The organism is Citrobacter telavivensis, assembly GCA_009363175.1.
Classification (GTDB): Bacteria; Pseudomonadota; Gammaproteobacteria; order Enterobacterales; family Enterobacteriaceae; genus Citrobacter_A; species Citrobacter_A telavivensis.
Window position 1 is genome coordinate 1150014 of the sequence record CP045205.1, and the last position, 11529, is coordinate 1161542.

The 11529-nt window shown below is 54.0% G+C and carries 12 protein-coding genes; 4 read left to right on the forward strand and 8 right to left on the reverse strand.

Annotation, left to right across the window (positions count from 1 at the left end):
* The first annotated feature begins 82 nt into the window (after positions 1 to 82).
* From mgtA to GBC03_07740, 4 genes are all read left to right on the forward strand, one after another.
* Positions 83 to 2791, forward strand: a complete 2709-nt coding sequence (gene mgtA / locus GBC03_07725) for a magnesium-translocating P-type ATPase (protein ID QFS70101.1) — start codon at positions 83 to 85, stop codon at positions 2789 to 2791.
* A gap of 358 nt (positions 2792 to 3149) precedes the next feature.
* Positions 3150 to 4127: a DctP family TRAP transporter solute-binding subunit gene (locus tag GBC03_07730; GenBank protein QFS70102.1), complete on the forward strand. Its 978-nt coding sequence runs from the start codon at positions 3150 to 3152 to the stop codon at positions 4125 to 4127.
* A 60-nt stretch (positions 4128 to 4187) separates the two neighbouring features.
* The gene (locus tag GBC03_07735) at positions 4188 to 4697 is read left to right on the forward strand and encodes a TRAP transporter small permease subunit (protein QFS70103.1); all 510 of its coding nucleotides are present in this window, start codon (positions 4188 to 4190) and stop codon (positions 4695 to 4697) included.
* Positions 4698 to 4727: 30 nt separating this feature from the next.
* Complete coding sequence (locus GBC03_07740; protein QFS70104.1) at positions 4728 to 6014, forward strand: TRAP transporter large permease subunit; 1287 nt, start codon at positions 4728 to 4730, stop codon at positions 6012 to 6014.
* A gap of 52 nt (positions 6015 to 6066) precedes the next feature.
* Here GBC03_07740 and GBC03_07745 read toward each other — a convergent pair whose 3' ends face one another.
* From GBC03_07745 to GBC03_07780, 8 genes are all read right to left on the reverse strand, one after another.
* Positions 6067 to 6453 carry a 2-iminobutanoate/2-iminopropanoate deaminase gene (locus GBC03_07745; GenBank protein QFS70105.1) on the reverse strand — a complete coding sequence of 129 codons (387 nt, stop codon included), beginning with the start codon at positions 6451 to 6453 and terminating at the stop codon, positions 6067 to 6069.
* 76 nt (positions 6454 to 6529) lie between these two features.
* A complete protein-coding gene (gene pyrI / locus GBC03_07750; protein ID QFS70106.1) occupies positions 6530 to 6991 on the reverse strand; it encodes an aspartate carbamoyltransferase regulatory subunit in 462 nt (153 codons plus the stop codon).
* 14 nt (positions 6992 to 7005) lie between these two features.
* Positions 7006 to 7941 carry an aspartate carbamoyltransferase gene (gene pyrB / locus GBC03_07755; protein QFS70107.1) on the reverse strand — a complete coding sequence of 312 codons (936 nt, stop codon included), beginning with the start codon at positions 7939 to 7941 and terminating at the stop codon, positions 7006 to 7008.
* Between the two features lie 2 nt (positions 7942 to 7943).
* Positions 7944 to 7997, reverse strand: a complete 54-nt coding sequence (locus tag GBC03_07760; GenBank protein QFS73944.1) for a hypothetical protein — start codon at positions 7995 to 7997, stop codon at positions 7944 to 7946.
* Positions 7978 to 8079 (reverse strand): pyr operon leader peptide, encoded by a 102-nt coding sequence (pyrL, locus tag GBC03_07765; GenBank protein ID QFS70108.1) that lies wholly within the window; start codon positions 8077 to 8079, stop codon positions 7978 to 7980. Before pyrL ends, GBC03_07760 begins: the two co-directional genes overlap by 20 nt.
* Before the next feature lie 98 nt (positions 8080 to 8177).
* Entirely contained in the window at positions 8178 to 8657 is a 480-nt protein-coding gene (locus GBC03_07770; protein QFS73945.1) for an ArgR family transcriptional regulator, read from the reverse strand.
* Between the two features lie 251 nt (positions 8658 to 8908).
* The gene (gene arcD / locus GBC03_07775) at positions 8909 to 10384 is read right to left on the reverse strand and encodes an arginine-ornithine antiporter (GenBank protein ID QFS70109.1); all 1476 of its coding nucleotides are present in this window, start codon (positions 10382 to 10384) and stop codon (positions 8909 to 8911) included.
* 33 nt (positions 10385 to 10417) lie between these two features.
* Complete coding sequence (locus GBC03_07780) at positions 10418 to 11497, reverse strand: alanine/ornithine racemase family PLP-dependent enzyme (GenBank protein ID QFS70110.1); 1080 nt, start codon at positions 11495 to 11497, stop codon at positions 10418 to 10420.
* Positions 11498 to 11529 lie beyond the last annotated feature (32 nt).

The following is an 11529-nucleotide window of genomic DNA, read 5'->3' on the forward strand; positions in this document are numbered from 1 at the left end:
AATCATGTTACCTGCCAGGTAAGGCTTTGCCGCGCCTGAAGGATATTTCTGCGCCCGTCTTGTTGGCGCGGAGGGACTGCCTATGTTTAAAAATATCACTCGCCAGCTGTTTGCCCGGCTTGGCCGCCATCTGCCCGATCGCCTGGTGCATCGCGATCCGTTACCCAATGCACAGTCGATTGTCAGCACCCCGATGCCTGCTTCCCTGAGCGAACACTGCCTGAAAGTGGCCGCGATGGATGAAAAGACGTTGTGGAAAACGTTCAATGCGCATCCGGAAGGACTCACTGCGGCAGAGGTGAACGCCGCCCGCGAACAACACGGTGAAAACCTTCTGCCTACCCAGAAACCGTCGCCGTGGTGGAAGCATCTGTGGGTCTGTTATCGTAACCCGTTCAATATCTTACTGACCCTCCTGGGGGCTATTTCGTATGCCACAGAGGATCTGTTCGCCGCCGGGGTGATCGCCCTGATGGTGATAATCTCCACGCTGCTTAACTTTATCCAGGAAGCGCGTTCCACCAAAGCGGCAGATGCGCTGAAAGCGATGGTCAGTAATACTGCGACAGTGCTGCGGGTCATCAATGAGAAAGGGGAAAATGGCTGGGTTGAGCTGCCAATCGATCAACTGGTGCCCGGCGACATTATTAAGCTGTCGGCCGGGGATATGATCCCGGCCGATCTGCGGGTGATTCAGGCGCGAGATCTGTTTGTCGCCCAGGCATCGTTAACCGGGGAATCGCTGCCGGTGGAGAAAGTGGCGCGCACCCGAGACGTCAATCAAAGCAACCCGCTTGAGTGCGACACCCTCTGCTTTATGGGGACCAACGTGGTGAGCGGCACGGCGCAGGCGATGGTGATCGCCACCGGAGCCCATACCTGGTTTGGTCAACTGGCGGGGCGCGTCAGCGAACAGGAAAGTGAGCAGAACGCCTTTCAGAAGGGGATCAGCCGCGTCAGCATGCTGTTGATTCGCTTTATGCTGGTGATGGCACCAGTGGTATTGCTCATCAATGGTTATACCAAAGGCGACTGGTGGGAAGCGGCGCTGTTTGCGCTCTCCGTCGCCGTGGGCCTGACGCCGGAAATGCTGCCGATGATTGTCACTTCGACGCTGGCGCGCGGTGCGGTGAAACTGTCGAAGCAAAAAGTGATCGTCAAACATCTGGATGCGATTCAGAACTTCGGCGCGATGGATGTTTTGTGCACCGATAAAACCGGTACGCTGACCCAGGATAAAATTGTGCTGGAGAATCATACGGATATCTCCGGTAAGCCCAGTGAACGCGTCCTGCATGCCGCGTGGCTGAACAGCCATTATCAGACCGGGCTGAAAAACCTGCTGGATACCGCCGTGCTGGAAGGCGTTGATGAAGGGGCCGCGCGCGAGTTGTCTACCCGCTGGCAGAAAATTGATGAGATCCCGTTTGATTTTGAGCGCCGCCGGATGTCGGTGGTGGTGGCGGAAGAGACGAATGTCCATCAACTGGTGTGCAAAGGCGCGTTGCAGGAGATCCTCAGCGTCTGTACGCAGGTGCGCCATAACGGCGAAGTTGTCCCGCTGGATGACAACATGCTGCGACGGGTGAAGCGCGTGACTGACACGCTGAACCGTCAGGGGCTGCGCGTCGTTGCCGTGGCGACCAAATATCTGCCGGCACGGGAAGGCGATTACCAGCGTATTGATGAATCCGATCTGATCCTTGAAGGCTACATTGCCTTCCTCGATCCGCCGAAGGAGACTACCGCGCCCGCCCTGAAGGCGCTTAACGCCAGTGGCATCACCGTGAAGATCCTGACCGGTGACAGCGAACTGGTGGCTGCGAAGGTGTGCCATGAGGTGGGCCTGGACGCCGGAGAAGTGATTGTCGGGAACGAGATCGAAGGCATGAGCGACGACGCGCTCGCCGCATTGGCCCAGCGTACCACGCTGTTTGCACGCCTGACGCCGATGCATAAAGAGCGGATCGTCCGGCTGCTCAAACGCGAAGGGCACGTGGTGGGTTTTATGGGCGACGGCATCAATGACGCGCCGGCGCTGCGCGCGGCGGATATCGGCATCTCGGTTGACGGTGCGGTAGACATCGCCCGTGAAGCGGCCGATATCATCCTGCTGGAAAAGAGCCTGATGGTGCTGGAAGAGGGCGTGATTGAAGGGCGCCGTACGTTCTCCAATATGCTGAAGTACATCAAAATGACCGCCAGTTCTAACTTTGGCAACGTCTTTAGCGTGCTGGTGGCGAGCGCTTTTTTGCCGTTCCTGCCCATGCTGCCGCTACACTTGCTGATTCAGAACCTGCTGTACGATGTATCCCAGGTGGCGATCCCGTTTGATAACGTTGACGATGAGCAGATCCAAAAACCACAGCGCTGGAATCCGGCGGATCTCGGTCGCTTCATGCTCTTCTTCGGCCCCATCAGCTCCATCTTCGACATTCTGACGTTCTGCCTGATGTGGTGGGTATTCCATGCCAATGTGCCAGAAGCGCAGACGCTGTTCCAGTCAGGCTGGTTTGTGGTGGGCCTGCTCTCGCAAACGCTGATTGTGCATATGATTCGTACGCGCCGCGTGCCGTTTATCCAGAGTCGTGCCGCCTGGCCACTGATGCTGATGACGCTGGTGGTCATGGTTGTGGGAATAGCGCTACCGTTCTCACCGCTGGCAGGTTATCTGCAATTGCAGGCGTTACCGCTGAGTTATTTCCCCTGGCTGGTGGCGATCCTGGTGGGATATATGACGTTAACGCAACTGGTGAAAGGATTCTATAGCCGCCGCTACGGCTGGCAATAAGCGAAAATAATGGCTGCTTCGGCAGCCATTTTTCTTTTCACCCTGCAAAAGAATATATTCTTTCATCCGTCGTGTTTTATTTTTTTTGAAAAACCAAAGAGGTGTGGTCGATCACAATTTTAGGCCTCTTCAGAACATCTTTTTTCCAGGAAAAAGACCTTCATTGCAAAAATGAAACAGCGTGCTAAAAAAAATTCCATCCCGCATCATTTTATGAACATAATCATCGTAATAATTTGTTACACCGACTCGTCTGTTCGGGCAATGTCATTCCTTACTGTCCCTTTTAATTAAGGTGGCCCTCTATCCTGCAAGTCGTTTGTATTAATGAAAATTATAAACCTCTGGAGATGGAAAAATGAAACTGACTAAAACCTTGTTAAACCTGTGTATGGGTTCCGCCTTAGTGCTGGCCGCTCAGGCGGCGTCTGCGCAAACGCTGCGTGCGGCAGATGTCCATCCGGCGGATTATCCGAACGTGGTTGCTGTGAAGCATATGGGCGAAAAACTCAGCGCCGCTACCGACGGGCGTCTGGATATTAAAACCTTCCCGGGCGGTGTGCTGGGCGATGAAAAGCAGATGATTGAACAGGCGCAACTGGGTGCGATTGATATTATCCGCGTGTCGATGTCTCCGGTTGCCGCAATATTGCCAGAGATTAACGTCTTTACGCTGCCCTATGTCTTCCGTGATGAAGATCACCTGCACAAAGTACTGGACGGGGCAATTGGTCAGGAAATTGGCGACAGGTTGACCGCGAACAGCCAGTCCCGACTGGTGTTTCTCGGCTGGATGGATGCCGGCACGCGCAACCTGATTACCAAGGATCCGGTCGTGAAACCGGAAGACCTGAAGGGGATGAAAATTCGTGTTCAGACCAGCCCGGTATCACTCGATACCTTAAAAGCCATGGGCGCGAATGCGATCGCAATGGGGACCAGTGAGGTGTTCAGCGGGATGCAGACTGGGGTCATTGATGGCACAGAAAATAACCCGCCGACCTTTGTCGCGCATAACTATCTGCCGGTTGCCAAAAATTATACCTGGAGTAAGCATTTCATTATTCCTGAGCTGTTCCTGTTTTCAAAAGCCAAGTGGGACAAGCTGAAAAAAGAAGATCAGGAATTAATTATTAAACTGGCGAAAGAAGCACAAATGGAACAGCGCCAACTCTGGGAAGCGTATAACGCGAAATCGCTGGAGACGATGAAAGCGAATGGTGTGAATTTTCATGATATCGATACGAATTATTTCTATAAAGCCACACAGTCCGTCCGGGATCAATATGGTAAAGACCACCAGGATTTGATCAAGCGGATTCAGGATGTGAAGTAATTCATCAGGCGGGTGACGGAGGTCATCCGCCTGAATCGGTTATTAGTTGAGGTGATGATTATGGGTGAATGTTATTCATCGGTAATGGATGTGCTGTATCGAATTTCAATGTGGATTGCCGGGCTGGCTTTATTGGTGATGGTGGCGGTTATTCCCGTGGGGATATTCGCGCGTTATGTGATGAACAGCGCGCTGTCATGGCCTGAACCGGTCGCCATATTATGCATGGTGACATTTACCTTTGTCGGTGCGGCGGTCAGTTACCGCGCGGGTTCGCATATTGCTGTCAGCATGGTGACCGATCGTCTTGGCGAAATGGGGCGTCGGATCTGCTTTATCGGTGCCGATCTGATGCTGCTGGCGATCAGCATTTTTATTCTTTGGTACGGTTCGACGCTCTGTTACGAGTTGTGGCAACAGCCCGTGGCGGAATTTCCCATTTTAACTGCCGGGGAAAACTATCTTCCGCTCCCTATCGGTTCAGCGATCACGCTGCTTTTCATCATCGAAAAGATCTGCCGTGGCGCTCAGTATCAACGTCCTGTCGTCATGCTGGGTTCAACCAGTTGATGACCGAACCGACTTCATAGGGGAAAGCAGATGGATGCATTTATTCTCGTTTTTACGCTCGGCATCATGCTGGCGATTGGGGTGCCGGTGGCGTACGCGGTAGGGATCAGCGCGATCGTCGGGGCGTGGTATATCGATATCCCGCTGGAAGCGGTGATGATCCAGTTGACCAACGGTGTGAACAAATTCTCGCTGCTGGCGATCCCGTTCTTTATTCTGGCCGGTGCCATTATGGCGGAAGGTGGGATCGCGCGGCGCTTAGTGAACTTCGCCTACATCTTTGTTGGTTTTATCCGCGGCGGCCTGTCGCTGGTAAATATTGTGGCATCGACTTTTTTTGGCGCGATCTCTGGTTCGTCGGTGGCGGATACCGCGTCCATCGGTTCGGTGATGATCCCTGAAATGGATAAGAAAGGGTATCCGCGCGACTTCGCCGCGGCGGTCACCGCCAGCGGTTCGGTGCAGGCAATCCTGACGCCGCCCAGCCATAACTCGGTTATCTACTCGCTGGCGACGGGCGGTACGGTGTCGATTGCCGCGCTGTTCATTGCCGGGATCCTGCCAGGGCTGTTGCTGAGTTTTACCCTGATGGTGATGTGTGTTGGCTTTGCCCATAAGCGCGGCTACCCGAAAGGGGAACGCGTACCGTTCCGACAGGCGCTGAAGATCTTTCTCGATACGCTGTGGGGACTGATGACGGTCGTCATTATTATGGGCGGGATCCTTTCCGGTATCTTTACTGCAACAGAATCAGCGGCGATCGCCTGCCTGTGGGCGTTCTTCGTCACCATGTTCATCTACCGCGACTACAAATGGTCTGAACTGCCGAAGCTGATGTATCGCACCGTGAAGACTGTGACCATCGTGATGATCCTGATTGGTTTCGCTGCGGCATTTGGCGCCATCATGACGTACATGCAACTGCCGATGCGCATTACCGAAGCCTTCACCAGTATCTCGGATAACAAGTATGTCATCCTGATGTGCATTAACATCATGTTGCTGCTGATCGGTACGCTGATGGACATGGCCCCGCTGATTCTGATCCTGACGCCCGTGCTGCTGCCGGTTACCAACGCGCTCAGTATTGATCCGGTACACTTCGGGATGATTATGCTGGTGAACCTGGGGATTGGCCTGATCACGCCGCCGGTAGGGTCGGTGCTGTTTGTTGCCAGTGCGGTGAGTAAACAGAAGATCGAACAGGTGGTGAAGGCGATGCTACCGTTCTACGCGGTGCTGTTCCTGGTGCTGATGCTGGTGACCTATATTCCGGCGATTTCGCTGTTCCTGCCGAAATTCTTTGGCGTGATGTGAGGGGACTGCAGTAACGAAAATCCGGGCATTGATGCCCGGATTTTTTTATCGCTTAGCGACGAACGGCGATCGCTTCGATCTCGATCTTCACGTCTTTTGGCAGACGCGCCACTTCCACGCAGGAACGTGCCGGGAAGGTGGCGTTGTGCTCGGTGAAGAACGCTTCGTAGGTGGCGTTGACGGTTGCGAAATCGTTCAGATCTTTGACAAATACGGTCGTCTTCACGATGTCGCCCACTTTCAGACCAGCGGCTTCAACGATAGCTTTCACGTTTTCCAGCGACTGACGCGCCTGCGCGGAGACGTCTTCTGCCACGCTGCCGGTTTTCGGGTCAACCGGGATCTGACCGGAAGTGATGATCATGCTGCCCAGATCTACGCCCTGAACATATGGACCGATTGCTGCGGGTGCATTTTCCGTCGCGATAGTTTTGCTCATGATTTCTCCTGAAGTACAGCGGTAAAAGAATTTTCCCAGGTATTATAGGTAGCCAGGAATTTATAACCAACCCCAATTAGTTGGCCAGCACCACATAATGAGAAAACTCTTTTTCACAGTATTTGCATTTGAGAGCAATGTCATCTACGCGTTTTTTCACTGCGAAGCTGGATGAAACCGGCTCGGCGTGACTGATACAGTTACTGTTCGGGCAGACCAGCACGCTGTCGATGCGATCCGGCAGGCTTGGGCGCGATTTACCCACCACTTCGTAGTTGTCGATACGGTTAACGGTGGCCTGCGGCGCGTACAGTGACAGTTGGTTAACCTGTTCGGCGGTCAGGAAGGTATTCTCGATTTTAATCAGGTCTTTACGCCCCATTTCACCGGAAGGCAGGTTCAGGCCGATGGTGATGCGCTGATCGGTTTCGGTCAACTTAAACAGGGTCAGCAATTTAAAGCCAACCTGCGCGGGAATATGGTCGATTACGGTGCCGCATTTGATCGCTTCAACCTGCAGTTTATTATCGTGTGTCATCTCGTTATCTCCCCTTACAGTGCCAGATCGCTAGTCAGAACCAGTGCCAGTAACGCCTGGCGGGCGAAAATCCCGTTGCCTGCCTGCTGGAAATACCAGGCGTGAGGCGTTTTATCCACATCCGTGGCGATTTCATCAATACGCGGCAGTGGATGCAGTACCTTCATGTTTTCCCGTGCTCCCGCCAGGTCGCTGGCGCGCAGAACAAACTGGGCCTTAACGTTGGCGTATTCAGAAGGGTCCAGACGTTCTTTTTGCACGCGGGTCATGTACAGAATGTCTACTTCCGCCATCACCTCTTCAATAGAGGAGTGCAGGCTCCAGGCAATGCCTTTTTCGTCAAGCATATCGAGAATGTACTGCGGCATCGCCAGCGCATCCGGGGCGATGAAGTAGAAGCGGTTGCCGTCGAACTTGGCCAGTGCCTGCGTCAGTGAGTGTACGGTACGGCCATATTTCAGGTCGCCGACCATCGCCACGTGCAGGTTATTCAGACGACCCTGCGTTTCCTGAATGGTGAACAAATCCAGCAGCGTCTGGGTCGGATGCTGATTCGAACCGTCGCCCGCGTTCAGTACCGGCACCTTACCGGAGAATTCCGTCGCCAGACGTGCCGCGCCTTCCTGTGGGTGGCGCATCACGATCGCGTCAACGTAGGTGCTGATAACCGAGATGGTATCCGCCAGCGTTTCGCCTTTCTTGCCCAGCGACGTGTTGGCGCTGTCGGAGAAACCGACCACGCTGGCACCCAGGCGGTGCATTGAGGTTTCAAACGACAAGCGGGTACGAGTAGACGCTTCAAAGAAGCAGCTGGCAATCACCTTGTGCTTGAGCAGTTCCGGTTGTGGGTTAGCTTTTAATTTCGCCGCGGTCGCCAGCACCAGATTGAGGTCGTCGCGACTGAGGTCGTTTATGGAAATGATGTGTTTTTGATATAGCGGGTTAGCCATGTTTATCTCCTGACGCCTGGGCAAAAAAAAAGCCCCTCATTTGAGGGGCTGGGAATAGGTTAGCAACGGAAAGAAAAACGGCAGGCCAGCGTCTGTTTTCAGACGCGGTAAGACAGAATGTCGTACACACTGGACCATACTTCCTCCCGGCAAATTGTCCGCGATTATACTCAGCTCCGTTTGCGGATCAAGCAAATAATGCCATTTTTATTCAACGCAAACGGTTTTAATGAATATTAATTCATTTTTAGTAAGTAGTTAATCTGTTTGTGGACAAGGCCAGTCCGCTGTACAACCCGTGGGGCAACCCAGACAATACTGCTACCCGCGATCACTCCCAGAATCTCCGGCAGGGCATGGTAATCGAGGATCCTGGCGACGGCACGACCATAGCCGGCGGCAGTATGGATAAGGATAAATTCGCTGTTGTGCTCCACGCTCACTACCATTTCAGCAATCGAACGGGCGGCATCGGGGGCAGGGCGCAATTGCGGATTTACGGAATAAATTTTTTGTCCTTTCGTATTTCTAATTTTTATGACGCCAAGAATTTTCAGCAGGCGGGAAACCGTCGATTGGCTGATGGTTTCAAAGCCGTAGTTTTGCAGATCGCGGCGGATCTCCTCCTGCGAGAGATAACTTTTTTCGCCAATCAGGCGCTGACAAACAGAGAGCTGTAGTTCTTCTTTTTCTGAAGCGGGTTGGTAAAGTTTCATCATCAGTTAGTCCAGTGTAATCAGCCGAAGATAACAACCAATAGGTCTGCCCAATGTTTCTATTTTTAATTGATGACGCACTAAGCAAACGTTCTCCATTTCAACCGGGATGTATTTGATCGGCTTATTGAAATTCTACTGGAGCTCGCTTCAGCATCCTGACGGATGGCATCTCCATGAGAAAATATTCCACTTAGTCGTCTAAGGGAAGGCGGAGTTTTGCCGCTTCGTCTTCCCTGTGTTGACGTGCATCAACTGAGCGTGAGCACGCCTGTCGCCAACAGGTAGACGGCATAGATCCCCGCCGCCACCACCATAATAGCCAGAACGATCTCTATTGGATTGAAAAGTCTCCCATTTTTCTCTTTCCGCGCCCAGACATAAAAAATGATGCCGAGGGCGTAGAGGATCATCGACATCAGCAGATATTCCATCCCGGCGGCGTAGACCAGCCAGGCGCCATAGAGTGTTGCCAGCGCGCCGATGATGATGTCGCGGGTGATGGAACGCTGTTCATCACTACTGTAACCGTCTCTCTGCCACGCCACTTTCAGGGCATACAGACCACTGAGAAAATAGGGGATCAGGATCATTGAGGTGGCAAGCAGCAGCAGCGCAAGATACCCCGCCTGTTGGAAATGGGCGATGATCAGGAACAGTTGGGTCAGGACATTGGTCAGCAGCAGCGCGTTAACTGGTGCTTTATTGGCGTTTTCTTTGCCCAGAAATTTGGGCATGGTGCCGTCTTTACCGGCCATGTACGCCGTTTCCGCAGATAATAACGTCCAGGCCAGCAGCGCGGCACCGACGGAAACGATAAGGCCGATGTTCATCAGAGCGGCACCCCACGGCCCGACCGCCGCAGCCAGTACGCCCGCAGTCGAGGGGTTCTTCAACTGGGCGAGCTCGGGCTGGGAAAGGACGCCCAGCGACAGAACCGAAACGGCGACGAACAGCAGAATCGAGATGAAAAATCCAATCATGGTAGCTTTACCCACGTCTGATTTTTTCATCGCCCGGCCTGAGTACATGGCCGCGCCTTCAATGCCGATGAAAACCCAGGTGGTGACCAGCATGATGTTTTTCACCTGGTCCATGACGGAGCCGAGCTGTTCATTGCCCCAGAATTCGATCTTAAAGGTGCGAACCTGAAAGGCGACGCTGACCAGTACAACAAACATGATCAGAGGAACCACTTTCGCGACCGTGCCGATCAGATTGAGCAGGGCTGCACCCTGCACGCCGCGACAGATCAGGAAATGCAGGCTCCAGAGCAGAATTGAACCCACAATCAGCGCAGAAAGGGTGGTGCCATCACCAAAGAAGCCGAGCGCGCTGAATGAGCCGAGGGCGGAACAGATCACCACATAGTACGAAACGTTGCCGATCCACGCCGAGATCCAGTAACCCCAGGCGGAGTTAAAACCGATGTACTCACCAAAGCCCGCGCGGGCATAGCCATACACGCCGCCTTCAACGTCGCTTTTACGATGCGCCAGGGTCTGGAAAACAAAGGCGAGGGTTAACATCCCGATAAAGGTAATTCCCCAGCCGATCAGGATCGCGCCGGCGCCCGCTTTGGCCGCCATGTTCTGCGGCAGGGAAAATACCCCGGCGGCAATCAGCGCACTGACCACAAGCGCCGTTAGTGCCGGAAGTTTGAGCTTACCTTCGGACAGGGAGGCCGAAGCGTCCGCAGCCGGTTTGCTGGTATCAAGAGTAGTCATGAAGAGAGTCCTCAATCTGACAGAGAGTGATTTTTAGAAGTAGCTGTATTGCTTGCCGACGTATTCGGAGGTCATGCACTGCAAGACGCCGCTGTATCCCAGGGAGAAATAGACGATGTCGCCCACCTGATATCCCGATGCGGTGTGGGTGACATCGAGGATCAAGTGATCGGAACTGGCGCCGAGCACTTTGACGCCGGGGTCAAATGGCCGGAGCTGGGAGAAGGAGACGTCCTGCTCGCCGAGTGCGGCGAGCGCCCGGTGGTGTACGCCAAGATCTTCGAATACCGGCTTTCTCCCCATGGCATCCAGCGCCGTGGAGTGTCGCGGAACGGAGGGTTTATCTTTCAGCTCGATGATCTCCACGCCGAGCTTGATGGCATCCTGGCGGGTGTCGGGGATCGGCTCGTCATTCAGGCCGAATCCCATAATCAGCGATGCGCCAAGCCGCAGTTGGTTAACGCCCGTCGGTAGCCCACCGTTGATCAGCAGGAACAGGGCAGCGGAACTGGCGCCAGAAATCGTGCGCAGTTCAATACCCAGTTCGTCTTCTATCTCATGGGCGAGATCGACCAGCGCCTGCTGGTTTTCGGTAGTAGGTTCCACCCCGCCGTAGCAGGCGAGATTGGCGCCAAGGCCTTCCAGCGTCAGTCCCGGCAGTTCCTTGTGTACCAGGCGCGCAAGACGTCGCGTCTCCTGTGGATCCATGCAGCCTTCGCGCAGATCGCCCAGGTCGTGCATCAAAATGACCCGATGCGTTTTGTTCTGCGCCGTTGCAGCTGCGGAGAGCGCCTGCAACGTATGCTCTTCGGAATTCAGCGAAATATCCGCATAGGCCACGATGTCGTGCGCCAGGCTTATCTGCGGCAGACGCAGCAGTAGTTTGTCGACGGGCAGATCGGCTATTTTTTTGAGATTCTGGATCCGGGAATCCGCAATCGTGCTGATACCCGCATCAATCATGGCTCTGGCGACATTCGCTGCTTCACAGCTCAGCTTATTGACGCCGACAGGCTCTACGCCGTGCTGGCGGCACAGTGCGATCAGCGTGCGGGTGTTGTCACGAATGACCGAAAGATTAACGAAGAGGCATGGAAAATCCTGGTTTCGCATAATGGGTCTCCTTACGTGAGACGCGGGTCAGG